The 23,184-nt window shown below is 62.4% G+C and carries 26 protein-coding genes; 17 read left to right on the forward strand and 9 right to left on the reverse strand.

The features are described 5' to 3' along the window. Positions 1-63 precede the first annotated feature (63 nt). Positions 64-1,695, forward strand: coding sequence for an ABC-F family ATP-binding cassette domain-containing protein (locus RHP72_RS22065; protein WP_030535395.1), 1,632 nt, complete (start codon positions 64-66; stop codon positions 1,693-1,695). A gap of 145 nt (positions 1,696-1,840) precedes the next feature. Beyond that, positions 1,841-2,680, forward strand: a complete 840-nt coding sequence (locus RHP72_RS22070) for an aldo/keto reductase (RefSeq protein WP_054827330.1) — start codon at positions 1,841-1,843, stop codon at positions 2,678-2,680. Positions 2,681-2,692: 12 nt separating this feature from the next. Here RHP72_RS22070 and RHP72_RS22075 read toward each other — a convergent pair whose 3' ends face one another. The 3 genes from RHP72_RS22075 to RHP72_RS22085 form a co-directional block, all read right to left on the reverse strand. After that, a complete protein-coding gene (locus tag RHP72_RS22075) occupies positions 2,693-3,268 on the reverse strand; it encodes a TetR/AcrR family transcriptional regulator (protein WP_054827331.1) in 576 nt (191 codons plus the stop codon). After that, a complete protein-coding gene (locus RHP72_RS22080; protein ID WP_021332241.1) occupies positions 3,269-3,682 on the reverse strand; it encodes a VOC family protein in 414 nt (137 codons plus the stop codon). Between the two features lie 74 nt (positions 3,683-3,756). Further along, positions 3,757-4,173 carry a hypothetical protein gene (locus RHP72_RS22085; RefSeq protein WP_083056918.1) on the reverse strand — a complete coding sequence of 139 codons (417 nt, stop codon included), beginning with the start codon at positions 4,171-4,173 and terminating at the stop codon, positions 3,757-3,759. A 109-nt stretch (positions 4,174-4,282) separates the two neighbouring features. On the opposite strand from RHP72_RS22085, the gene RHP72_RS22090 reads away from it, so the two are divergent. The 6 genes from RHP72_RS22090 to RHP72_RS22115 all read left to right on the forward strand — a co-directional run bounded on the left by RHP72_RS22090 (position 4,283) and on the right by RHP72_RS22115 (position 9,893). Next, positions 4,283-4,606, forward strand: coding sequence for a helix-turn-helix transcriptional regulator (locus tag RHP72_RS22090; RefSeq protein WP_003940147.1), 324 nt, complete (start codon positions 4,283-4,285; stop codon positions 4,604-4,606). Then, positions 4,599-5,144 carry a hypothetical protein gene (locus RHP72_RS22095; protein ID WP_003939943.1) on the forward strand — a complete coding sequence of 182 codons (546 nt, stop codon included), beginning with the start codon at positions 4,599-4,601 and terminating at the stop codon, positions 5,142-5,144. Before RHP72_RS22090 ends, RHP72_RS22095 begins: the two co-directional genes overlap by 8 nt. A gap of 43 nt (positions 5,145-5,187) precedes the next feature. After that, positions 5,188-6,084, forward strand: coding sequence for an ABC transporter ATP-binding protein (locus RHP72_RS22100; protein WP_003939757.1), 897 nt, complete (start codon positions 5,188-5,190; stop codon positions 6,082-6,084). After that, entirely contained in the window at positions 6,081-7,274 is a 1,194-nt protein-coding gene (locus tag RHP72_RS22105) for an ABC transporter permease (RefSeq protein ID WP_007733417.1), read from the forward strand. The genes RHP72_RS22100 and RHP72_RS22105 overlap by 4 nt, the downstream gene beginning before the upstream one ends. A 94-nt stretch (positions 7,275-7,368) precedes the next feature. Then, positions 7,369-8,856: a carboxyl transferase domain-containing protein gene (locus RHP72_RS22110; protein WP_151098115.1), complete on the forward strand. Its 1,488-nt coding sequence runs from the start codon at positions 7,369-7,371 to the stop codon at positions 8,854-8,856. Further along, a complete protein-coding gene (locus RHP72_RS22115) occupies positions 8,853-9,893 on the forward strand; it encodes a hypothetical protein (protein ID WP_020908745.1) in 1,041 nt (346 codons plus the stop codon). The genes RHP72_RS22110 and RHP72_RS22115 overlap by 4 nt, the downstream gene beginning before the upstream one ends. Here RHP72_RS22115 and RHP72_RS22120 read toward each other — a convergent pair. Continuing rightward, complete coding sequence (locus tag RHP72_RS22120; RefSeq protein ID WP_311093802.1) at positions 9,882-11,153, reverse strand: MFS transporter; 1,272 nt, start codon at positions 11,151-11,153, stop codon at positions 9,882-9,884. The genes RHP72_RS22115 and RHP72_RS22120 overlap by 12 nt on opposite strands. A 178-nt stretch (positions 11,154-11,331) precedes the next feature. Between RHP72_RS22120 and RHP72_RS22125 the strand changes: the two genes are divergently transcribed. The 3 genes from RHP72_RS22125 (at position 11,332) to RHP72_RS22135 (ending at position 14,998) form a co-directional block, all read left to right on the forward strand. Then, positions 11,332-13,248 (forward strand): propionyl-CoA synthetase, encoded by a 1,917-nt coding sequence (locus tag RHP72_RS22125; protein ID WP_003940009.1) that lies wholly within the window; start codon positions 11,332-11,334, stop codon positions 13,246-13,248. Between the two features lie 93 nt (positions 13,249-13,341). Next, the gene (locus RHP72_RS22130; RefSeq protein ID WP_020970454.1) at positions 13,342-14,187 is read left to right on the forward strand and encodes a mycofactocin-coupled SDR family oxidoreductase; all 846 of its coding nucleotides are present in this window, start codon (positions 13,342-13,344) and stop codon (positions 14,185-14,187) included. Positions 14,188-14,488: 301 nt separating this feature from the next. Further along, entirely contained in the window at positions 14,489-14,998 is a 510-nt protein-coding gene (locus tag RHP72_RS22135; protein WP_223304422.1) for a hypothetical protein, read from the forward strand. A gap of 7 nt (positions 14,999-15,005) precedes the next feature. On the opposite strand, the gene RHP72_RS22140 is transcribed toward RHP72_RS22135, so the two are convergent. Beyond that, positions 15,006-15,392 carry a DUF1304 domain-containing protein gene (locus tag RHP72_RS22140; RefSeq protein WP_311093803.1) on the reverse strand — a complete coding sequence of 129 codons (387 nt, stop codon included), beginning with the start codon at positions 15,390-15,392 and terminating at the stop codon, positions 15,006-15,008. A gap of 87 nt (positions 15,393-15,479) precedes the next feature. On the opposite strand from RHP72_RS22140, the gene RHP72_RS22145 reads away from it, so the two are divergent. Both RHP72_RS22145 and RHP72_RS22150 read left to right on the forward strand, forming a co-directional pair. After that, positions 15,480-16,064: a TetR/AcrR family transcriptional regulator gene (locus tag RHP72_RS22145; RefSeq protein WP_311093804.1), complete on the forward strand. Its 585-nt coding sequence runs from the start codon at positions 15,480-15,482 to the stop codon at positions 16,062-16,064. Between the two features lie 57 nt (positions 16,065-16,121). Next, entirely contained in the window at positions 16,122-16,742 is a 621-nt protein-coding gene (locus RHP72_RS22150) for a GNAT family N-acetyltransferase (RefSeq protein ID WP_063316060.1), read from the forward strand. Here RHP72_RS22150 and RHP72_RS22155 read toward each other — a convergent pair. After that, positions 16,700-17,290 carry a TetR/AcrR family transcriptional regulator gene (locus tag RHP72_RS22155; RefSeq protein WP_007733425.1) on the reverse strand — a complete coding sequence of 197 codons (591 nt, stop codon included), beginning with the start codon at positions 17,288-17,290 and terminating at the stop codon, positions 16,700-16,702. The genes RHP72_RS22150 and RHP72_RS22155 overlap by 43 nt on opposite strands. A 113-nt stretch (positions 17,291-17,403) precedes the next feature. Between RHP72_RS22155 and RHP72_RS22160 the strand changes: the two genes are divergently transcribed. The 3 genes from RHP72_RS22160 to RHP72_RS22170 all read left to right on the forward strand — a co-directional run bounded on the left by RHP72_RS22160 (position 17,404) and on the right by RHP72_RS22170 (position 19,748). Beyond that, complete coding sequence (locus RHP72_RS22160; protein ID WP_003940229.1) at positions 17,404-18,642, forward strand: MFS transporter; 1,239 nt, start codon at positions 17,404-17,406, stop codon at positions 18,640-18,642. Between the two features lie 134 nt (positions 18,643-18,776). Further along, entirely contained in the window at positions 18,777-19,223 is a 447-nt protein-coding gene (locus RHP72_RS22165) for a hypothetical protein (protein ID WP_021332236.1), read from the forward strand. A gap of 156 nt (positions 19,224-19,379) precedes the next feature. Beyond that, complete coding sequence (locus tag RHP72_RS22170; protein ID WP_003939994.1) at positions 19,380-19,748, forward strand: VOC family protein; 369 nt, start codon at positions 19,380-19,382, stop codon at positions 19,746-19,748. Between the two features lie 4 nt (positions 19,749-19,752). Here the strand turns inward: RHP72_RS22170 and RHP72_RS22175 are convergent, their stop codons facing one another. Both RHP72_RS22175 and RHP72_RS22180 read right to left on the reverse strand, forming a co-directional pair. Beyond that, on the reverse strand, positions 19,753-21,099 hold the full coding sequence (locus tag RHP72_RS22175) for a deoxyribodipyrimidine photo-lyase (protein WP_064113356.1): 1,347 nt from the start codon (positions 21,097-21,099) through the stop codon (positions 19,753-19,755). A 10-nt stretch (positions 21,100-21,109) separates the two neighbouring features. Then, positions 21,110-21,697 (reverse strand): TetR/AcrR family transcriptional regulator, encoded by a 588-nt coding sequence (locus tag RHP72_RS22180; RefSeq protein WP_064073988.1) that lies wholly within the window; start codon positions 21,695-21,697, stop codon positions 21,110-21,112. Between the two features lie 76 nt (positions 21,698-21,773). On the opposite strand from RHP72_RS22180, the gene RHP72_RS22185 reads away from it, so the two are divergent. Next, the gene (locus tag RHP72_RS22185) at positions 21,774-22,151 is read left to right on the forward strand and encodes a DUF952 domain-containing protein (protein ID WP_030535385.1); all 378 of its coding nucleotides are present in this window, start codon (positions 21,774-21,776) and stop codon (positions 22,149-22,151) included. On the opposite strand, the gene RHP72_RS22190 is transcribed toward RHP72_RS22185, so the two are convergent. Further along, on the reverse strand, positions 22,148-23,143 hold the full coding sequence (locus tag RHP72_RS22190) for a hypothetical protein (RefSeq protein ID WP_030535384.1): 996 nt from the start codon (positions 23,141-23,143) through the stop codon (positions 22,148-22,150). The two genes, RHP72_RS22185 and RHP72_RS22190, sit on opposite strands and share 4 nt — an antisense overlap. Positions 23,144-23,184: the final 41 nt, after the last annotated feature.

The raw sequence follows: 23,184 nt of genomic DNA on the forward strand, positions 1-23,184 counted from the left end.
CTGTGCGCCTTTATTAACCGCCCGCGGTTAATAAAGGCGCACAGCACCGGGGATACTTCTCAGGTGACTGCAACACTGCGCATCAGCGGCCTCTCTGCTTCCCGGGGAGAACGCACCCTGTTCTCCGACCTCGATCTCACCGTTGCCCCCGGCGACGTCATCGGCCTCGTCGGCGCGAACGGCGCCGGCAAGTCGACGCTTCTCACCGCACTGGCCGGAATCGGAACTGCCGACGTCGAAGGTTCGATCATCCTCAGCCCGCCGGATGCTGCGGTCGGTTACCTCGCGCAGGAACCCGATCGCATCGAGGGTGAGACCGTCCTCGAGTTCCTCGGCCGCCGCACCGGCGTCGCCCACGCCGAGGAAGTCATGAACGCCGCAGCCGAAACCCTGGCCGAAGCCGAAGAGGATCTGTACTCCCCTGCACTGGAACGCTGGCTCGCTCTCGGCGGCGCCGACCTGCTCGAGCGCGCCGAGAAGGTGGTCGAAGAACTCGGTCTCGGAGTTCCACTCGATGCACATATGACGGCATTGTCCGGCGGTCAGGCCGCGCGCGCCGGCCTCGCGTCACTGTTGCTTTCGCGCTACGACATTCTCTTGTTGGACGAGCCCACCAACGATCTCGACCTACGCGGTCTCGAGCAGTTGGAGCGATTTGTCGCCGAGACGCGCGCAGCACTGGTTGTCGTGAGCCACGATCGCGAGTTCCTCTCGCGCACCGTCACCGGAATCGTGGAACTCGATCTGGCACAACAGGACATCGCCGTGTACGACGGCGGCTACGAGTCGTACCTCGCCGAACGCGAGATCGCCCGCCAGCACGCACGCGAGGCGTTCGAGGAATACGCAGGCACCCGCTCCGATCTCGAAGATCGCGCACAGATGCAGCGCAACTGGATGGAACACGGCGTCCGCAACGCGCGTCGTAAAGCCAAGGACAACGACAAGATCGGACGCGGATTGCGGACCGAGTCGACGGAGAAGCAAGCCGCGAAGGCCCGCCAGACTCAACGCCGCATCGAGCGACTCGAAGTGGTCGAGGAACCGCGCAAGGAGTGGGAACTTCGCATGGAGATCGCGGCGGCGCCGCGGTCCGGTTCCGTTGTCGCAACCACGAACGGCGCCAAGGTAACTCGCGGTCAGTTCACGTTCGGTCCGGTCACGACGCAGATCGACTGGGGTGATCGGATTCTCGTCACGGGCGCGAACGGGGCAGGCAAGACCACCCTCCTGAACGTCCTGCTCGGCAAACTCGTCCCGGACGAGGGCATCGCGTCGCTGGGTTCCGGTGTCGCGATCGGTGAGATCGATCAGGCGCGTGGATTGTTCGAAGGTGATCAACCAGTCGTGGAGGCCTTCGGTGCGCAGGTTCCGGACTGGCCCGATGCCGATGTCCGCACTCTCCTCGCCAAGTTCGGCCTGCGCGGACACCACGTACTCAGATCTGCCGCTTCCCTGTCCCCCGGCGAGAGAACAAGGGCTGCACTTGCTTTGCTCCAGGCTCGCGGCGTGAACCTACTGGTACTGGACGAGCCGACGAACCATCTCGACCTTCCGGCGATCGAACAGCTCGAGCAGGCAATGGAGTCGTTCGAGGGAACCCTCCTTCTGGTCACTCACGATCGACGCATGCTGCAGTCCACCCGAAGCACGCGCCGGTGGCGAATGGAGAACGGACAGCTCTTCGAGGAGTAGCCGATCGACTCTGCTTGCGCAGACAACCCGCGTGTGCAACTATTTATCAGGCGCACGCAATAGTTGCATGCGCGGCATAGGTGGCCCGCGGATGACATGATCCCCCGTCGAGCTGCCACATCCCAGTCCCGAAAGGCACTCTTCAATGTTGTCGATCCCCGACCGCACACTGACTCACGGAACCACCGGCGAGCCGATCACCATCCCGCAACTCGGGTACGGCGTTTTCCAGGTACCGGACGCACAGACCGAAGAGGTCACTGCCGCAGCTCTCGAGATCGGCTACCGCCACATCGACACGGCCGCGATCTACGGAAATGAAGCCGGAGTCGGCCGCGCCATCGCAGGTTCGGATATCCCTAGGTCAGAGCTGTTCGTCACCACCAAGCTGTGGAATGACGATCAGGGCCACGACCGAACACTCGCCGCTTTCGACACCAGCCTCGACAAGCTCGGACTCGACTACGTCGACCTCTATCTGATTCACTGGCCCGCGCCGGCAAAGGGCCTGTTCGTCGAGACCTGGGCGGCATTCGAGCAAATTCTCGCCTCCGGCCGCACCCGTGCGATCGGCGTGTCCAACTTCCTGCCCGAGCACCTCGAACTGCTGGCCCAGCACAGCGCGACCACCCCGGCCGTCAACCAGATCGAATTGCACCCCAGACTGCAACAGCACGCGTCACGGGAGTACGCGCGAAGTCGCAGCATCGAAATCGAGGCTTGGAGCCCATTGGGACAGGGAACTATCCTCGACGACCCGGCCATCGGGAAAATTGCTGCAGCACACGGCAAGAGCCCGGCACAGATCATTCTGCGTTGGCATCTCGAACAGGGCCACACCGTTCTGTCGAAGTCGGTCACGCCTGCCCGTATGCGCGACAACGCCGCAATCTTCGACTTCGCACTCGATACCGACGAGTCAGCTGCCATCGCAGCGCTGAACACCGACAGCCGTGTCGGACCCGATCCAGTCGAATTGAACTGAATCGAAACGGCTTCAAGAATTTTCGTGGGGAGTCAACGTCAGCAGCACAGAATCGACGGACTGCTCGGCCAGGAGCGCGTCCAGCGGTAGGTGACGGAACAACGCTCGGTAATAGATCGGCGACGCCAGCGCGTCCAGGACGAAGTCCAGGTCGAAGTCGCTCCGTATGTCGCCGCGTAGCCGCGCCGATTCCAGCACTGCCGCAGTGGAATCGCGTCGAGGCTGAAAGAATGCCGACTGGAAATCCCGCGCCAATTCCGGGTCCGCCGCCAGATCCGCGACCAACGCGGGCAAGATCCGACCGACTACCGTTTCACTCAGTCCCACAACCAATGTCGTGATGCCGGCGATCAGGTCTGCCCTGAGATCGCCGGTGTCCGGCGTTGGATCAGTACCGATGTGCGCCACGACAACGTCGACCACCAGATGCCGCTTCGACGGCCATCTCCGGTAGATGGCGGGTCGATGCACGCCCGCTCTCGTCGCCACCGAACCGATCGACAGCTCCGCATATCCGTTCTCCCCCAACAACTCCAGGGTTGCCGCCAGAACGGCGTCGTCGATCCGCTCGTCGCGGGCGCGCACCATCTACAGCACCGGCCGCGGCATGAGCACCAGACGCCAGCCGTCGGGATCTTCGAAAGTCATCCCCGCATTCTCCTCCCAGTACGGATTCTCGGCGCCAACGGGTTCGTGCCCTGCTTCCCCCAACCTCTGAACTACCTCGTACATCGCCGACTCGCCGGCGAAGTAGAGCACCAACAGGTTGTCCTGCGTCGGCGCCGGGCACGGGCTTCCGTCTTCGTGGGTCGTGAATTCGAGGTGATAGTTCGAATCCGGCAGACCCAGCATGATTCCGTCGTACCCGGCATGACCGGAGAACCGGTAGAGCTCTGGCAATCCCAGACAGTCGCGATAGAACGCAATCACGTCGTCGAGCCTGTCGGTGGGTCGCGCTACGCGCACTTGCACTACTGCGAGGTCGTTCGGCCAAGTTGTCATTCCAAAACAGTACAGTACGTACCGTAATGTTTCGAGAAAATGGCTGCCAGCCTCCCGACGGCAGCTCGCTTCAACTACAAGCGATCATTCTCCGGAAACGCCGCCTTGGGCATGAACTTCGGCCTGGCGAACAGCACAGACAGTTTAGTGGGCTGCGACTCCACCGGGCGATCGGACCGGTACAGCAACGCCTGCTGCGGGGTACTCACCCATTCACTGGCGAAGATCTCACCGAGGCGCGAAACCGGCACGTGCGACCCGTCCTCGAGTCGAACGGTGACGTCCGCCCCGATGTCCGACTGGCCGTACACGACCCACCACGATTCGCCTTCCACATCCCCCGGAGTGTGCTGCCCGATACCGATGACTGCACCCTTCTCCATCGGATCGCGCCAGACCGCTTCGCGCCCTTGCGGTCCCACGCAGTAGCTACCATCCTCGCACACCTGCACGACCAGGCCGGACTCTTCGAGCACCAACTGTTCGACCACTATGCCAAGCCCCTTCCGTTGCCCGAACCTTATCCGCCGGCACGCCCCAGAAGCGGAACAATCGCGGTTCGTGTTGACAAACTGTTGGGTTTTTACAACACTTTGATGCATGAGCCCAGTCCGGCGGGGAGACGCGCTCCCCATCTTCAATCGCATCGGAGTGCTTCGCGCCGAGCGGAAGATGAGCCGGGCACAGCTTGCGCAACTCGTCGACGTGAATCCGCAGACGGTGGGGGCACTCGAACGCGGTGACCACTACCCCAGCCTGGATCTTGCATTCCGAATCTGCTGGGTGTTCGACCTCCCGGTGGAGGCGGTGTTCTCCCGGACGGAGTTCGGGCCGCTGTCGACGGAGGTCTACCGGAATGCACCGTCGACGGAGGTCTACCGATCTGACCGCACTACCGAGGGGAGTGAAAAGCCAAGTGCCTGAATCAAATCTGATCGACCGCTACCAGGCCCACCGCACTCGGCGGTTCCTGCAGAACGAGGAGACGTTCCGACATTGGCTCCCGAATTGGCGAACCCGTCGACGTCGGCGCGTACTCGTCGTCGCCCTGGCGGTCCTGTTCACCACGATGGTTGCCGTCAGCACAGCATGCCTGTTCAATCCGCTCTTCGCCGTGGCATGGCCGGTCCTCACCCTGCTGTTCCTGCCGACGTGGTCCTCACTTCAAATCGTGTCGGGCCGGCAAGGGGATGCTCCGCGGCAGGCGTTGGACGAATGGGAGATCCAGCAACGCAACGACGCTCGCTCCGTCGGGCTCAGCGTGACCCAAACGTTGGTCTTCATTGTCGCCATTTTCCTCATTTTCACCTCGTCGGTGCAGTGGAATGTAGAGAGGCTGCCTTACACGGGAGGTTTATTGGCACTGACTGCAATGCTGATCGGCGCGTGCACGCCCGCGATGATTCTCTCGTGGACCAATCCAGACCCGGATCCGATTGATTCGGAAGAGTTCGATCTCTGACCCGTATTACCGAAGCGCACCACTCGACCGATGGGAAGGACCCATGTCAGCCACCCTCACGATCGACGGCATCTCGAAACGCTACGGCGACGTCGTCGCACTCGACAACCTGAGTTTCGAAGTGCGCCCAGGCGAGATCTTCGGATTCGTCGGCAGCAACGGCGCCGGCAAGACGACCACGATGCGCATTGCGCTGGGTGTGCTCGGAGCAGATTCGGGAGAAGTTCGCCTCGGCGGCAAACCTGTCGACCTCGACGTGCGTCGCACTATCGGATACATGCCGGAGGAACGCGGCCTCTACCCCAAGATGAAGGTGGGAGCGCAACTTTCCTATCTGGCCGAGCTACACGGACTCTCGAAGGCCGACGCGCACGCGGCCACTGAGCGGTGGACCGAACGTCTGGGCATCGCCGAACGCGTCAAGGACACCGTCGATTCCCTGTCCCTCGGTAATCAGCAACGTGTGCAGCTCGCAGCGGCGCTGGTTCACGACCCATCGGTACTCGTTCTGGACGAACCGTTTTCGGGCCTTGACCCCGTAGCGGTCGATGTCATGAGTGACGTGTTGGTCGAGAAGGCTCGCACCGGTGTTCCCGTAATCTTCTCCAGCCATCAGCTGGATCTGGTGGAGCGCTTATGCGATCGCGTGGGCATCATCAGCCGCGGCAGCATGCGAGAGATCGGAACCGTCGACGAGCTACGAGGCAAGGGTGACGGCCGAATCGAAGTCTTCGCCCCTGACGCGCCGGTCGGTTGGGCACACCATCTGATCGGTGTCACCACGCTGAGCCACCTCGACGGTCGAACGCTCCTGAGCGTCGACGGAACCGCCGACGATCAGCAGATCCTGCATGCAGCGTTGAAAACCGGGCCGGTGCACGAGTTCACGCTACGACGTCCGTCACTGACCGATCTGTTCCGAGAGGTAGTAGCCGCATGAGCAACCAGTTGAGCGGAGGTCGAGCCATCGGGTTGGTCGCCCGACGCGAATTCATGACGCAGATCTCGAAGAAGAGTTTTGTGATCAGCAACGTCATCATTCTGGTCGCGATCATCGGCGGCATCATCGCCTTCTCGCTCTTCTCCGGCGGCGACGAGGACAAGTCGAAGATCGGCTTGGTCGGCAACCAATCACTCAGTGCCACGATGGTGTCCATCGGCGACACCCTCGGAAATCCGGTGACGGTAACGGAGGTTTCCGACGACGGCACCGCGCGTGATCAAGTCAAGGACGGCGACCTCGACGTGGCCGTGATCGCTGGATCGGGCGGCGGCGTCACTGTCGTGACCAAGAAGGAAGTAGCCACGAATCTGCGGGCCGTCATCGAGAGTTCCGTTGCACAGCAGGCACAATCGAATGCGCTTTCCGCTGCGGGGATCGACCCGGCTCAGCTCGCCGAAGCCACGTCCACCGCAGTGGTCACCATCGATGCCATCGATCCCCCGGATCCCGAACAGGGCCAACGTATAGCGATGTCGATCGCTGCTGTGGTGCTCCTGTACATGCAGATCCTGTTGTTCGGAACGTACGTGGCGATGGGCGTCGTCGAGGAGAAGTCCAGCCGTGTCGTCGAGTTGCTGCTCTCCACTCTCCGTCCACTGCAGTTGTTGTGGGGCAAGGTTCTCGGAATCGGTGCTGTCGGCCTGATGCAGATGGCTGCCTATGCCGTCGCGGGCGTCGCCACCGGACTGGCGACGGGCGTCCTGACCGTGACGGGCACCGCAATCGGCGTTCTGTTCGGCACTCTCGGGTGGTTCATTCTCGGCTTCCTCTTCTTCGCCGTGCTGTACGCCGCCGCCGGGTCCATGGTCTCGCGACAGGAGGACGTCAACGCCACCGCGATGCCTCTCGCGCTGCTCGTCATGGCAATGGTCAGCGTGGCTTTCGTTTCGGTGAGCAATCCAGAAGGAACCCTGAGCAACGTGTTGAGTTGGATTCCGCCGTTCTCGGCAATCCTCATGCCCCTGCGCATTTCCGCCGGTGTTGCTTCTCCGTTCCAGATCGTGGGAACGATTCTGCTGATGCTGGTGGTGACCGCTGCGCTGTCGATGATCGCGGCAAAGATCTACCAGCGCTCCATCCTTCGCATCGGCAAGGTCGTTTCGTGGAAAGAGGCGTTCGGACGCTGATTTATCCGGCACACAACTGACGCCACACGATCCCGGCAGCACCCCGTCCAGGTAGGTTCATCCTGGACGGGGTGCTGCTTACTTGGAGGACGTTGTGCGAATCTCGGCCGAAGAACTACTCACTGCGGTACTCGATCCCGAGAGCTTCGTCTCTTGGGACTCCCCGCCCGTCGACGTCGGACCTGGCGCGAAATACGCGGAAGACCTGGCGAAGGCCCGCGAGAAGAGCGGAGTTGACGAGTCCGTCGTCACCGGTGTGGGTACGGTTCGGGGCCGTCGGGTCGCGGTAATTGCCTGTGAATTCAGCTTTCTCGCCGGTTCCATCGGAGTCGCCGCGGCCGAGCGGATCGTGACCGCCGTCGAACGTGCTACGGCAGAACAACTCCCGCTGCTCGCCTCGCCCACCTCCGGCGGAACGCGGATGCAGGAGGGCACCGTCGCCTTCGTTCAGATGGTGAAGATCGCTGCGGCAGTGGCTGTTCACAAAGCGGCACACCTGCCCTACCTGGTTTACCTGCGCAATCCCACCACCGGCGGGGTCTTTGCCTCGTGGGGATCCCTCGGCCACATCACCGTCGCGGAACCCGGTGCTCTGGTGGGATTCCTCGGACCCCGTGTCTACGAATCCCTGTACGGCGAACAGTTTCCCGACGGTATCCAGACGTCCGAAAACTTGTATCGCAACGGCGTGATCGACGGCGTCGTCCCCGTCGACCGCCTCCGTCTGCTGGTCAACCGAGCGTTGTGCGTGCTCACCGATCCCCCGGCCCCGGCGGCCACGGACCCGATTCCCTCACCCGAGATTCCCGATGTTCCCGCCTGGCAGTCGGTGATGCTCTCGCGCCGGGCCGATCGACCCGGCATCCGGCAGTTGCTCCGCCATGCCGCAACTGAACAGGTACCGCTCAGCGGCACCGGGCAGGGTGAAACCGACAAGACGATCTTGCTCTCGCTCGCCCGCTTCCGAGGCTTTCCGTGCATCCTGCTCGGCCAGGACCGCAGTGGCCAATCCGCGCTCACCACGATGGGACCGGCCGCGCTCAGGGAAGCGCGACGGGGCATGAAACTTGCCGAAGAACTACAACTCCCGCTTGTCCTCGTGATCGACACTTTGGGCGCGTCGCTGTCCAAAGAAGCTGAAGAACGTGGACTGGCCCCTGAGATCGCCCGTTGCATCGCCGACCTCGTGACGCTGAAGACCCCGACAGTGTCGGTGTTGCTCGGCCAGGGAACAGGCGGCGGGGCGCTCGCGCTGCTGCCCGCCGATCGGGTACTCGCGGCACAGAACGGGTGGCTCGCTCCCCTGCCGCCGGAAGGCGCAAGCGCGATCGTCCATCGCGACATCAGTCACGCACCGGAGATGGCGGCAGCGCAGGGCATTCGTTCGTTGGATCTGCTTCGAGACGGCGTGATCGACGCGATCATTCCCGAAACGCCTGACGCGGCCGACGAACCCGTGGAATTCTCCAAGAGGGTAGGGGCTGCGATAGCGCACGAACTCTTCGTGCTTGCCGAAGAGTCGGACACCGATCGCCAGTCCTCCCGTATCGCGCGCTATCGAAACCTGGGAGTTCCGCAATGACGACGAAGGACCGGAATGCGCTGACGCTGCCGCACAGTTACGACCGCGCGGCACTCGCTCGTTTCGAATTGTTCCTGTTCGCGGGCATCGCCACCGTGCTGATCACCCGCGCATATCTGGCGGCAACGGGCTATCCCCAGATCGGGGGCGGCGCCCTCCACATCGCACACGTTCTCTGGGGCGGATTGCTGATGGCCGTAGCCATCGTGGCGACCGCCATCACCGAAGGCTCTCGCACGCGTGACCTGGCCACGCTCGTCGGCGGAATCGGGTTCGGTCTCTTCATTGACGAGGTCGGAAAATTCGTCACCGCCGACGTCGATTACTTCTACCAGCCTGCCATCGCGATCATGTACGTCGTCTTCGTTCTCTTCTATCTTGCCGCGCGCGAGGTGGTGATTCGGCGCGGAATGAATGATCGTCATCGGCTCGCCATCGGGGCGCGAGCGCTCTCGGACCTCGCTCTCGGTCAGCTCGACGAGATCCAGTACAACCACGCCCTCCGCGTACTCGACGGCGTCGAAGACCGCAGCCTCACCGACCTCGTCGATTCGATCAAAGCCGGCCTGCATTCACAGACTCCGCCGACCGGCGGTATCGAATCGAAGATCACTCGTGGCCGCAACGCGTTCTTCCACCGTGCCGAGGAACTGCTCCGGCACCGGGTCGTCCGCCGACTGGTACTGACCCTGTTCGTACTGCAGGCTCTTCTGGCGATTGTCCAGGTGATCTACGCGTTGGTTTCCGAGAACGTCGTCGAGGCCGACGACGTCTCCGACCTGGTGGTCCAGATCTCCACCGTCGCAACCGGAGTTCTTGTGGTTCTGGGAGTGTGGTTCCTCTTCCGCGGTCCGTACCTGCGAGCCCTGAGACTCCTGCGTGCATCCCTCATCGTGAGCCTCCTGGTGACGCAGGTTTATCTGTTCACGCAGGACCAGTTCGGCGCGCTTTTCGGTTTCGCAGTGTCGCTGTTCATGCTCGCGACTCTTCGCATCGCGATTCGTAGCGAAGAGGCCGCCGCGGCTCTACCGCAGTGAGATCGCAGGCCGACTCGGTAGATCGCGGATTCCGCGGAGGGGGCTGAAGAGCAAGACCAATCCGCACGGCGCGATCAGGCAGGCCATGATCCACATCGTCCCGCGCGGTCCCACTGCGTCGCCGAGGTAGCCTGCCGTCAGCGCGCCGAGCGGAATGCTGCTGTGCAGCAGGAACATACTCGTTGCCACCACTCGTCCGAGGCGGTCCGGCGGACAGTAACTTTGACGGAAACTGCCGAGCACCACGTTGCACGACACGACGCCCGCAACCATCACCATGCCGCCGATGCAGAACCAGAACAGGCCGGCACCGTACGTCGTCAGAGGTGCTAACAGGATGAACGGTCCCGTCACCAACTGACAGGTGAGAACGCTTCGGGCAGTGCCGAATCTGCGGCCGAGCGGGCGCGCGATCATCGATCCGACAATTCCGCCCACCCCGGCAATCGCCAGGAGAAGCCCGAGTCCGAACTCCCCCACGCCAACCGTCTTTTCCAGGAACACGATCTGGATCGTGGAGTACCCGGTGAGACCGAAATTGAGCAGAGTGCCGTAGACGACGATCGACCGCAGATACGGATCACCGGCGACGAATCGCAGTCCGAGCGCAATCTGGCGTCGCAACGGTTCTCGCTGATTCTGTCCGCGATGGACGGTCTCCTGCACACGAATCAGCCAGATGCATACGAAGCAGAAGGCGAACGTGAACGCGTCGACAACCAGACCGGCCGCGAGCCCGACAGTTGCAACCACCAGCCCACCGACGCTTGGGCCGATCACCCGAGTTGCGGCCTCGGCGCCCTGAATCTTCGAGTTCCCTTCGACAAGATCCGCTTCGGCGAGCACCGTGGGGAGATACGAGTGATAGGCCGCCTGGAAGAAGACGGTGGCTGTACCGGTGAGCAGCGCGACCAGGAGCAGGTGGCCGTATGTCATCGCCTCCAGGAAGCCGGCGATCGCGAGGCTCGCGAAGAACAGCGCGCACGCAGCGTTCGCGATCATCATGATCGGGCGCCGAGGCAGCCGGTCGATCCAGGCACCGGCTGGTAGTCCGACGATCAACCACGGCAACCACACTGCTGATGCCAGCACACCGATCTGAAAGCTACTCGCGTCCAGTTCGCGAAGCGCGATCAGCGGCAGTACGACGGTCGTGACACCGTTTCCGATACCGCTGACTGCGTCGCCGGTCCACAGAAGTCGGAAGTCACGCAGAGCGAGGACTCCCCAGAAGCCTGCGCGTTGCGCTGCACCTGTCACATCGATCCCCCCTTTCAGTCCCTGGCCTATCCCACCCCTGCGCGCCACTGGCCGACGGGACAGGCCCGCCCGGCGCAAAGGGACGGTACCCGCACCGCTACTGAGGCGCACCGCACTGACGGTGACCTAAGGTGTTTCAGGTCACCGGTAAGCGAAGTTCACGAGAGGACACACGTCGATGAGCTCTTCCGAGCAGGCGTCCCACACCACGTATGCCGACGCATATCGCGAGAGCATGGATCAGCCGGAGAAGTTCTGGCTCGACGCTGCGCGGGCCGTCGACTGGGATGTCGCCCCCACCAAGGCTCTCGACGACTCTGCCGCGCCGATCTATCGCTGGTTCCCGGATGCTTCGCTCAACACCAGCTTCAATGCCCTCGATCGGCACGTCCGCGACGGCCGCGGCGATCAGACCGCGTTGATCTTCGACTCCGCGATGGTACCCACCAAGGCCACGTACACCTACGCCGAATTGCTCGAGCAGGTCTCACTCTTCGCCGGCGTCTTGAAAGATCAGGGTGTGGTGGCGGGCGACCGCGTGATCATCTACATGCCGATGATCCCCGAGGCTGCGATCGCGATGCTCGCGTGTGCGCGAATCGGCGCTGTGCATTCGGTGGTGTTCGGCGGCTTTGCGGCCAAGGAGCTCGCAACGCGAATCGACGACGCCGGTCCAGTGGTGCTCGTGACGGCGTCCGGCGGCCTCGAACCCGGACGAACAATCGAGTACCTGCCGATGGTCGAGAAGGCTCTGCAACTGTCCGCCACTCCCGCGCACACCGTGATCGTGAAGAATCGCGAGCAGATTCCCGGTGCAGCTTCCGACTACAAGTCAAGTGCCGCAGCCTGGTTCGACTGGGACGAGCTGATCGCCGACGCCACCCCGGCCGACCCGGTGTCGGTCGCCGCGACGGATCCGCTCTACATCCTCTACACCTCGGGAACGACCGGTAAGCCCAAGGGCGTCGTCCGGGACAACGGTGGCCATGCCGTTGCGCTGACGTGGACCATGAAGAATCTGTACGACATCAGCCCAGGACAGGTGTGGTGGACCGCCTCCGACGTCGGCTGGGTGGTCGGCCACTCCTACATCGTCTACGGACCGTTGCTCGCCGGAGCCACGACGGTCATGTACGAAGGCAAGCCCGTCGGCACCCCCGACGCCGGTGCGTTCTGGCGCATCATTTCCGAATACAACGTGTCGGCACTCTTCACCGCTCCGACAGCGATCCGCGCGGTCCGCAAGGCCGACCCGGACGCAAAAGAGCTTGCCAAGTACGACATCTCGTCGCTCGACACACTGTTCGCGGCCGGCGAGCGCTTGGATCCCGACACCTACGAGTGGGCTACTCGGATTCTCGATCGCCCGGTGGTCGATCACTGGTGGCAGACCGAAACCGGTTGGGCCATCTGCGCGAACCTGCGCGGCCTCGAACCGATGGAGATCAAAGCAGGCTCACCCACCGTCGCCTGCCCCGGATACCGCGTCGAAATCGTCGACGGCAAGGGCGAACTCGTGGGTCCGGGCACCGAGGGCAACATCGTGATCGGCCTGCCGCTTCCTCCCGGAACACTCGCCGGACTGTGGCGTGACGAGGACCGGTACGTGAAGTCCTACCTGTCGACTTTCGAAGGCTATTACCTCACCGGCGACTCCGGGTACATCGACGAGGACAACTACGTCTTCGTGCTCGGACGAAGTGACGACGTGATCAACGTTGCCGGACATCGCCTTTCGACCGGAAGCATGGAGGCCGTCGTCGCCGGCCACCCGGCTGTCGCCGAATGCGCGGTCATCGGCATTCACGACGAACTCAAGGGGCAACGGCCGAGCGGTTATGTCGTGCTCAAGTCCGGCGTCGACATCGATCCCGAAACACTCCGACAGGAACTGGTCGCGCGGGTGCGAGACCAGATCGGTGCCGTCGCCACGTTCCGGGACGTCACCGTCGTCGCCGCACTACCGAAGACTCGTTCCGGCAAGATCCTCCGCAAGACCATGCGGCAGATCGCCGACAACGAGGAGTACACGGTCCCGTCGACCATCGAGGACGCGAGCGTACTGGACGAGTTGTCCAAACTCCTTCGCGGATAAGGATTCAGAGAATTCCCCTGCCTGGCTCGCACCGAACGTAGCAGTATGAACACGTTCCAGTTTTCAACGATTCAGACGGGCAGGGGAAGTTCGATGGGCAATTTGGACGGTCAGGTCGCATTCATCACCGGAGCGGCGCGTGGTCAAGGGCGCGCGCATGCCGTCAAGCTCGCGTCCGAGGGCGCGGACATCATCGCGGTGGATCTGTGCGCGCCGGTCGCAACAGCGGGGTACGACATGGCCACCGAAGCCGACCTCGCCCAGACCGTCGCCCTGGTCGAAGCTCAGGGCCGGCGCATCGTCGCGTCCGTCGCGGACACTCGCGACCTCGATGCCCTGAAATCAGCGGTCGACGCGGGGGTCGAGAAGCTCGGCCGACTGGACATCGTGATCGCCAACGCGGGAATCGCGGCGTCGGCGAAATTGTCCTGGGACCTGAGCGCCGAAGAGTTCCGCGAGCTGATGGACATCAACGTCACCGGCGTTTGGTTGACGACCAAGGTGTCGATTCCGCACATCATGAACGGCAATCGAGGTGGATCCATCGTGTTGATCAGCTCGATGGCCGGGCTTCGAGGCGTGCCGGGGATTGCACATTACTCCGCGTCCAAGCACGCCGTTCGGGGGTTGGCGAAGTCTCTGGCCAACGAACTCGGCTGGGCAGACATCCGAGTCAACTCCGTACACCCGGGCAATGTGCGTACGACGATGATTGACAACGAACCGATGGTTCGTGCGTTCCGTCCAGACTTGGAGAATCCTGTCCTCGCCGATACCGCTCCGATCATGTCGAAGCTGAATCTGCTGCCCCACCCGTGGGTCGACCCCGAGGTGATTGCGGATGCGGTGTTCTATCTGGTGGGGCCGGCCGGCCGCGGGATCACCGGCATCGCGTTGCCGATCGATCTCGGCACCTCGGAAAAATTCGCCGGCGGCTGAAGGCCCGAACTGATGCAGAATTGCCTCTGCCGGATGGGTCTCGAGCACCATCCGGCAGAGGCAATTCCGGCTTGATCAAGCCTTCGTAGCAACAGAACAAGTAGTCGACAACCTCATAGGCGCTCCTCGTCTGGCGTGGGAAAAACCGTTGTGGGATGCGCAACAAACCCAAGACCCAGCGTAGAAGCATTTGGCCGCAAACGCGCGTCATTTGGCACTATTTTTTTGGATTCGGGCATACTGGACAACGCTCCCACCACGTATTATGGACCCGAGTTCACACTTACAGGGGGTAGGCACAGTGACGGTCAAATACGCCGTAATGGACCCGATTCACGGAAAAGTCGAGATCTCGTTCGATGTCGACACGGGGGTCGTCGACGTCCGAAACGGCAACTCACACGCTCTGTTGACGCGTCGAGTCGATGCCCCGCGCCGTGAAGGCACACCTATCGGAACGCGCGCCGCCGCCGACTTGTTCTTCACTGTCGGTGGCGACGAAGTCGAACTCACTGTCGGCAAAGGGTTTCTGTCCCGTCGCTCGTACTCTGTCTCGGCACTCGTCGACGGCGTGAGTTTGAACTTCGCCCCAGTCGACGACGCGAACAGTGCATTCACCCGCGACGGATTGCGGATCGGGCACTTCTCCAAGAACGAGGAATCCGATCCCAGACAGACCGACGCAGTCTGGTCGAGCACGCCGAGCACCGACGAACTTGTCATCGGTTACGCCCTGGCCGAAGCCTTCGATTGCGGAGCACTCAACGGGGCTTTTGCGTTGATCGAATCACTGGTGCTCGGCGGCGGATAGAGACCACTCAAAGCAGGTGGATTACCAGCAGAACAACGGCAATAGCTGGGAAAAGCATCTGCACGACGGCTGCACGGGCTTTGTCGGGAGACGAGAGAATCAGCACCAATCCCGCGGCAACCATCGATCCTGTGCCTGCCAGTACGAGGGCAATTCCGACCGACGCGGAGCCGGTCGCCGCAATCACGATGCCGACCGCCGACACGATCGCCAAGAAAAGGTTGTAAAAGCCCTGGTTGAAGGCGAGCGGCTGCGTGATGATCGCCTCTTCCTCGGACTTCACGCCGAACGTGGCGCGGGTCTTCGGGGCCGTCCAGAGAATCGATTCGAGGACAAAAATGTACACGTGCACTGCTGCGGCCAGTCCCGCGAAGATGTAGCCGGCGACGTTCATCGGTGAGCTCCTGTTGCTTCAAGTGAATTCTGTATCGTTCGGTCCAATATATACTGGACCGAACGATATAAAAAGAGCGAGGCTTTGATGGGCAGATCACAAGAATTCGACACAACAGCCGTGGTCGCTGCCGCGTTGGACGTTTTCTGGGCACGCGGATACGAAGGCGCCTCACTCGGCGACCTCGAATCCGCGACGGGGCTGAGTCGGTCAAGTCTCTACAACTCGTTCACCAACAAGCGCGGATTGTTCGACGCCGCCGTGCAGCTGTACCTCGAACATGTCATCCGGCCACGTCTGCGCAGCCTCACGACAAATCCCGGGGCAGACGCAGTCGACGACTACCTTTCCTCGCTTGCGCAAGCGATCGGCACCATGACCGCCGACTCGCCTCGGCGCGGTTGCCTACTTCTCAATACGGCTGCCGGACTCGGCGCGCACGACGATGCGGCGGCCGCAGTGATCCGCGCGTACCGCCGAGAACTCGCCGACGCGATCAACAGTGGATTACACGCCGCGTTTCCAACCGAGACAGACGCCACGCTCTCAGATCGCACTCGAATCCTTCTCTCCTGCACGGTAAGTGCATTGGTACTCGCACGAGTTGACACCGAAGAGGCCATCGCAACTCTCGAATCTGCGCGCCGACTGAACGCAGAGTGGCAGGGATAATGACCGGAGAGCTCACGCCATTGCCCGCCATCAGGCGGGTAGGCGATGATGCTTCACGTGCCCAAGTTGACCACGCCCGCTATCGCCGCTGGATATCTCCGGGGAATGGACCAACCCTCGATCCACGTCGGGACTTTCGCGATTCTCCGACCCTGGACCCGCGACGACGCACCGGCCGTCATGGAAGCCTTTCGCGATCCGTCGATTCAGCGTTGGCACATCCGCCGCGCCGACTCGATCGACGAAGCACGGGGTTGGCTCACCCAGTGGAGAGACGGGTGGGCAAGCGAATCCGAATGCCATTGGGCGATCGCCGCTCCCGAGACAAATGAACTCCTCGGCCGAATCGCAGCAAAGGGGGTGAATTTGTGGGACGGCACTGCCGAGCTCGCGTATTGGGTGACCCCAGCGGCGCGCGGCCGCGGACTGTGCACCCAGTCTGTAACCGCACTGTCCGAGTGGGCATTCCGCGAAGCGGGGTTTCATCGACTGGAACTCGAGCACTCGATCCACAACCCACGATCGTGCCGAGTCGCCACCAAAGCAGGGTTCAGCGAAGAAGGTGTTCGACGAAGCTCCGCCAGGCACGCCGACGGCTGGCACGACATGCACGTCCACGCCCGACTACGTAGCGATCAGCCTTCGGCAACGACTCGCGCCGCGAGGGCAAGCGTCTGATCCACCAATTCCGCAACTCGCTGCGGCACGACCGGTTCGAGGTCGAACAGAATTCGGTAGATGATCGGCGCCACTACATGGTCGACCACCGAATCACCATCCACGCCGGCAGCTTCCGGCCAACGCGCGAGGATCACGTCGATCTGCGTCCGACAGAAGAAGGCACACTTGAACTTCTTCGTACCGTCCGGTGCATGCGTCTGATCGTCGCTCATCAACACGTCACGCAACGAAGCACGACCGACAGGCGCAGACATCTCCTCGAGGTACTCCTGCGCCCAAATCGTCAGATCCCCTCGGAGCGAGCCCGTTTCACGCGGGTCGGCGTCCGGGCGCAATCTCTCGATCGAGACGTCGGCAAAGACTTCGTTGATGTCACCCCACCGCCGATAGATGGTCGACGGGGTCACTCCCGCATCGGTCGCGATCATCGGCACCGTGATCTCGGCTCGATCACGCTGTTCCAACAACTTGCGCGCCGACGCATGCACGGCCTGTTGGATGCGCGCACTACGGCCACCGGGGCGCGGACCTGCGGACGGACTCATAAATCCAATACTAACGCAAAGATGTTGCATTAGGCTACGGCCAGGCGTAGCGTCCCAAACGCAAAGTATTTGCGTTTGAAGTCTTCACCACCCGCACGGGAAGCGCTACGACAATGACAACGACCGTTTCACCTCAGACCGAGAGCACTTCACGCCCACGCCTTGGGCGAGGCGTCGCTTTCACACTCATCGCCGTCATCATCGCTACGTTCCTGGGCGCATCCGCGACCCCGACACCGTTGTACGAGCACTATCAACAGTTGTGGGGATTCTCCTCGCTGGCGTCGACGCTCGTGTTCGGCATCTACGCTCTCGCATTGCTCGCCACGCTCCTGACCGCCGGATCCCTGTCCGATCACATCGGCAGGCGCCCGGTCCTGCTCGGAGCACTCGCGCTCGAGGCAGTCTCGCTCGCGCTGTTCGCCTCGGCCGACGGGTTGACCATCCTGCTCATCGCCCGGGTCGTACAGGGTGTTGCCACCGGCGCTGCAATCAGTGCTCTGGGTTCGGCATTGATCGACCTCGAACGCACTCCGGGCCGAGGATCGATCATCAACAGCGTCGCTCCGACGATGGGGCTTGCAGTCGGAGCAGTGGGTTCGAGCCTCATCAGCGAGCACCTGCCCCGGCCCACCAGCACTGTCTACCTGGTCCTTCTCGTGCTTGTCATTCTCGAGATCTTCGGAGTATGGGCCGCTCCCGAGACTTCGGGCGGACGCCCCGGAGCCTGGCAGTCCCTGCGCCCCACACTGGCCGTTCCTCGTCAGGCGCGCACGATGATTGCCCTGACCGCACCGTGCCTGATCGCGGTCTGGGCGCTGGGAGGTTTCTACCTCTCACTCGGACCTGCATTGGCGCGCAACGCACTTGACGTTCACAGCTCCCTCATCGGTGCCATCATGGTTGCAACACTGACAGGATTCGGAGCGGCAGCAGTACTCACCTTCCGCAAACTCGGCGGCCGGACCGTGATGCTGATCGGAACCACCGCCTTGGTGCTCGGGGTGGCCGTCACACTCATCGGTGCTGAAACATCCTCTGCCGTATTGATTCTGGTCGGTACGGCTGTTGCAGGTATCGGCTTCGGAGCAGGATTCCAAGGAACTATCCTCACCGTCATGCCGCTGGCCGAGAACCACGAACGCGCGGGTTTGTTGTCCACCGTCTACGTCATCGCATATCTGGCCAACAGTCTTCCCGCCTTGCTGGCCGGCTACCTGGTCGGCAAGGTCGGATTGGTGGATACGACGCGTGGCTACGGAGCACTCGTCATGGTGCTCGCGGCGGCCGCACTGATCGGACTGCTGGTCACCGGCGAGCGAAAGGTCGAAGCCGTCTCGGTGTCGGAGTAGGTGTCCCCCGATCGGTGGACACACCGTTCCGCCTGCACAGGGTCCGGGGAGTGGACATACGACATCGATCTGCTCCGACATAGTTGTCTTCGAGAGAGCCAACCGAACGCTCACCCGGACAAAGGACACCGTCGATGACGAACCCACGCTACGTAGTTGCCGCAATCACAGCTCTGGCCGCCGGCGCCCTCACGTTGGGATTGAGCGGAATCGCCAGTGCCGGAACCCTTCCCACAACCGGCAACAGCATCACGATGACGATCAGCAACGACACCGAACAGACAATTCATCTCGAAGGCGCCGACAACCCCTACGGACAGTGGATGCAGAGCCCACGCCAGTCGCTCGCGCCCCACGAGACCGAAATCGTCACGGCGTACAACCAGGACCCGCGCGGCCTGACGGTCGACGTCGTCTATTCCACTCCCGGCGGCGGACAAGCCGTCTTCATGGCCAACGACTATCCGCAGTTCGACACCGACGGAACCCGCACCACCGACCCTGATCACTACTTCATCTCGAGCTACATCGACGGCTACTACCCGAACCTGAGCGTCGGGTACCACCTCAGTGCGGTGTGACTGCAGCAGTCGTCATAAGTAATCCATCTGCCTCTCAGACGCACTTGTTCTTGGACATTCGTCCGGCGCGCGGGGATTGTTGAACGCAGCCCCGCACGACCAGGCACACGCCCCGTTGCCGGTGGCCCGAACATCAACGGGAGAGGGAAAACCACAGTGCGACTACCCAACCAGTTTCTGATCTACGTCAGCGATGCCGCCTCCGCAGCAGCGTTCTACGGCGAATTGTTCGACGCGAAGCCTGAGGTCCTCAGCCCTCGGTACATGACCTTCGACCTCGGCGGCGGTGTGGTCCTTGCACTGTGGAGCGGCAAGTCCCGCGACCTCGATCCCGCGACACCGCGCAATTTCGAAGTCGGCATCTTGGTCGACGGCGGGAGCAACGAAATTCGGGCGATCCACGACGAGTGGGTGGCCAAGGGAGTCGAGGTCGTCGAAGAACCCAACGAAGATGTCTTCGGTCTGACGTTCGTCATTTCAGATCTGGACGGAAACCGCGTCCGCGTAGCGCCCGCAGATCACTGAGCACTCAGCCTTTGATCTCGCCGTACCGGCGCAAGGCCTCCTCACGCTCGTGCGCGTGATCGACTATCGGGTCCGGGTAGTCGACTGGGCGCATCGCCTTCAACGAGTGGACGGCCTTCCCGGGAACATCGCGAAGTTCGGGGACCCACCGACGGACGTATGTGCCGTCGGGATCGAACTTCTCCCCTTGCGTGATCGGGTTGAAGACGCGGAAGAAGGGCGAAGCATCCGTACCCGACCCGGCAGTCCACTGCCACCCGTGCTGATTGGAGGCCAAGTCACCGTCCACCAGTTGCGACATGAAGTACCGTGCGCCGCGCCACCACGGAATGTGCAGGTCCTTCACCAGGAATGACGCGACGATCATTCGGACCCGATTGTGCATCCAGTTCTCGGCGGCGAGTTGCCGCATGCCGGCATCCACGATCGGGAAGCCGGTCTTGCCTTCACACCAGGCCGTGAAGGCGGCGTCTGCGTCGACTCCCCCGTCGTGACGTAAACGGTCGAACTTGTCGTCGTAGTTCTTCCGCGCGCTGTCGGGGCGCTGAAATAGGATGTCTGCGTAGAAGTCTCGCCAAGCAAGCTGGCGACGGTACGCCTGAGCGCCGTCTCCGAGTCGCTTGGAGAGATCTGCCAACATAGTTCTCGGATGAATCGTGCCGTACTTGAGCGGGATCGACATCCGACTCGTGGTGTCGAGGTCGGGTCGATTTCGTTCGTCGTCGTACCGGTCAAGATCGTTCTCGCAGTATTCTTTCCACTGTTCGAGCGCACCGGCCTCACCGACGACATCGCTGACGGTGCCGGACGGCGCGGGGATACTCACCCGGCGCGGGCCACCGTCCTTCTCGCTCGGATCGAACCAACGGACCGTCCCCGCATCGGTCGACGCGGGGCCCCGCCAACCATGTTCCATCCACTGACGGAAGTACGGCGTGAACACCTTGTACGGATCACCGTCCGCCTTGGTGACGCGTCCGGGCGCCACGGCATATGGTGACCCGGTGGCGATCAACTCCACCTTCTCGGCCACGGCCGCGTCGCGCCGTCGGCCGTAGGGCCCGTAGTCGCCACTGATGTGAACTTCTTCGGCGCCAACGGATTCCGCCACGCGGGGCACCACGTCTGCCGGATCACCTCGAACAACCATCAATCGTCCGTCGAGCTGGTTGTCGAGTGCCGACAAGTTGGCGAACAGTTGATTCTGGCGGGGTGAGCCTGCCGGTCCGAGCAACTTCTCGTCGAGGACGAACAAACCCAACGTCTGTCCGCCGGCATCCGCCGCTGCAGTCAGAGTCGGAAGATCACCGACCCTCAGATCGCGTCGAAACCAGATCACAGAGTTACTCACCCAGTCGAGCCTACCGATCAGATCTCAGAACGCATCCCACCGCGCGGGCCGCCAGTTGCGCCGCTCTTTCGACTGTCGGTTCGGAGGTGAGCCCGAGCAGTCGCCGCCGGTGCTCCTCCCCGAGCAGCAAGGTGTACAACTGATCCGCGCACAGCGCAGCCTTCTGGCCGTGCTGATCGATCAATATCTTCTCCAGAAAGGCAATCGACTTGGCCGGGCCGGATTCGTAGAACGCTGCGGCCAATTCAGGGAACTGCACTGCCTCGCCGATCATCATGCGGTGCAGCGCAATCGAGTTGTCGCTGTGCAGGGCGATGACGATGTCCACTGCAGCGGCGAGCAGGTCGGACTGGCCCTCGCCGGCATTGTCGACGTACGCGTGCTGACGCGCAACCGCAGCTGCAAAGACCGCAGACTTGTCGCCGAAGTAGCTGTACACGGTGCGCTTGGCGACGCCGGCCACCGTGGCAATGCCCTCGATGGTAGTTCGGGCGAACCCGACATCTCGAAACGAGTCGACAGCGACGTCGAGAATCTCGTTGCGTCGTTCGGCGCGCTCGGCGTCACTGGTTCTCCCACGTCTGCGCGGTTGCTCCATCAAGTCCCCTGTTACCGTGCCGGTAAATTAATGCTACGTTGACGTTTCATTAATTCGAATACTACAGGAGCACTGCATGACCGGACAACGACTCGTCCACGTCGCTATCGCCGACGACTGGGAAGCATGCAAGCGTTTCGGTGAGTACGAGGTCTCGACGCGCGGAATCAGTTACGACGAGGCAGGATTCATTCGCGCAACGACCCCGGACGCACTCACTTCGGTGCTCGATCTGGTGTTCGGCGACCTCACATTGCCGCTGGTCGTCGCCGTCATCGATCAGGACGCCCTGACCTCCGCGGGCATCGACGTCGAATGGGAGGCGGAAAAGCCCCGAATCCTCCGACCTCTACCGATGGACGAGGACACCGTGGTCGCCGAACTGGCCGTGGAACGCGTTGACGGGGTCTGGCCGATTCCCGACCTGACCCCGTACGCAAGCTGCGCCGGCTAGACCAGCGCAGCCTCCGGTTCGATAACCGGCGCCGACGCCTTCTTCCGGCCGGCAGCCACGCACAGCGCGATCCCGACGGCAATCCAGCACACCAGCACCAGAAGTGGCGTGGTGGCGCCATGGCCGTCGAAGAACGCCATCGAACGGACGGATGCTCCTGCGGCGCCAGGTGGGAGCAGCTGCCCCAATGCGCCCCAGCCTGCGGGCAACCACGCGGCAGTTGTCGCCATCCCCGAGAGTGGGTTTCCGATGAACATCATCGTGACGGCGCCCAACGCGAACCCCTTCATCCCGAGCAGGGATTCGAGCCCCAAAATGGGAAGCGAGATGGCCGACATGCCCATGGTGAGTGCGAGCGCGGTGAGCAGGTAGTTTCCGTCAAGACTGTTGGTGCCGAACTGCAGAATGGCAGTCAGTGCAAAACCCGCGACCACCGCGACGCCGGCAGCGCCCAACACTCGCTTGACGATGCTGCGCGGAAACAGTTGCACGAGAACAACAGCGGGCATGATTCCGCCGAACACCAAGGGCAAGGCCAATGCCGTGAGCCCAGCACCGGTCGGGTCGTCCGCCGTCAACGGCACAACGTCTTCGACGGGAACCTTTGCCCCCGAGGCCTCCGAGAGGCCGTTGGCCACCCCGGTCAGGGTCTGGGCGATCGGGGTTCCGCCTGCAGTCGCGATCAACACGTGAGGACCGTTGGCATCAACGGCGATTCCGCCGACCACGTCGCGATTCCGAATCGCGTCACGCAGGGCGTCGGCGTCGGCGAATTCTCGAGTATCGAAGGCGCCTTGCTTACTCGCCTCGAGCGAGGTGCTGATCTGTTCGGTTGCCGCAACTGGACCGGTGATGCCCAACTTCAGTTCGTGCGGGCCACTGTTGACCGAGGGCAGTACGAAGGCAAGCAGCATCAGCCCGATCACGGCGGACAAGCCCAACACCACAGCCACCAACTTCTTGCGGTCCTGTGCTTCAACTTCGGCGTTCATAACTACCCTCCCTAAGTGGAAGTTTTTCCTCCACTATTTGT

Source organism: Rhodococcus sp. SG20037, assembly GCF_031763325.1.
GTDB lineage: Bacteria > Actinomycetota > Actinomycetes > Mycobacteriales > Mycobacteriaceae > Rhodococcus_F > Rhodococcus_F qingshengii.

Coding starts and splice junctions, on each gene's coding strand:
- RHP72_RS22070 (WP_054827330.1), top strand. CDS start 1,841: ATGTTGTCGATCCCCGACCGCACACTGACTCACGGAACCACCGGCGAG.
- RHP72_RS22075 (WP_054827331.1), bottom strand. CDS start 3,268: ATGGTGCGCGCCCGCGACGAGCGGATCGACGACGCCGTTCTGGCGGCA.
- RHP72_RS22080 (WP_021332241.1), bottom strand. CDS start 3,682: ATGACAACTTGGCCGAACGACCTCGCAGTAGTGCAAGTGCGCGTAGCG.
- RHP72_RS22090 (WP_003940147.1), top strand. CDS start 4,283: ATGAGCCCAGTCCGGCGGGGAGACGCGCTCCCCATCTTCAATCGCATC.
- RHP72_RS22100 (WP_003939757.1), top strand. CDS start 5,188: ATGTCAGCCACCCTCACGATCGACGGCATCTCGAAACGCTACGGCGAC.
- RHP72_RS22105 (WP_007733417.1), top strand. CDS start 6,081: ATGAGCAACCAGTTGAGCGGAGGTCGAGCCATCGGGTTGGTCGCCCGA.
- RHP72_RS22115 (WP_020908745.1), top strand. CDS start 8,853: ATGACGACGAAGGACCGGAATGCGCTGACGCTGCCGCACAGTTACGAC.
- RHP72_RS22125 (WP_003940009.1), top strand. CDS start 11,332: ATGAGCTCTTCCGAGCAGGCGTCCCACACCACGTATGCCGACGCATAT.
- RHP72_RS22130 (WP_020970454.1), top strand. CDS start 13,342: ATGGGCAATTTGGACGGTCAGGTCGCATTCATCACCGGAGCGGCGCGT.
- RHP72_RS22140 (WP_311093803.1), bottom strand. CDS start 15,392: ATGAACGTCGCCGGCTACATCTTCGCGGGACTGGCCGCAGCAGTGCAC.
- RHP72_RS22145 (WP_311093804.1), top strand. CDS start 15,480: ATGGGCAGATCACAAGAATTCGACACAACAGCCGTGGTCGCTGCCGCG.
- RHP72_RS22155 (WP_007733425.1), bottom strand. CDS start 17,290: ATGAGTCCGTCCGCAGGTCCGCGCCCCGGTGGCCGTAGTGCGCGCATC.
- RHP72_RS22160 (WP_003940229.1), top strand. CDS start 17,404: ATGACAACGACCGTTTCACCTCAGACCGAGAGCACTTCACGCCCACGC.
- RHP72_RS22165 (WP_021332236.1), top strand. CDS start 18,777: ATGACGAACCCACGCTACGTAGTTGCCGCAATCACAGCTCTGGCCGCC.
- RHP72_RS22180 (WP_064073988.1), bottom strand. CDS start 21,697: ATGGAGCAACCGCGCAGACGTGGGAGAACCAGTGACGCCGAGCGCGCC.
- RHP72_RS22185 (WP_030535385.1), top strand. CDS start 21,774: ATGACCGGACAACGACTCGTCCACGTCGCTATCGCCGACGACTGGGAA.
- RHP72_RS22190 (WP_030535384.1), bottom strand. CDS start 23,143: ATGAACGCCGAAGTTGAAGCACAGGACCGCAAGAAGTTGGTGGCTGTG.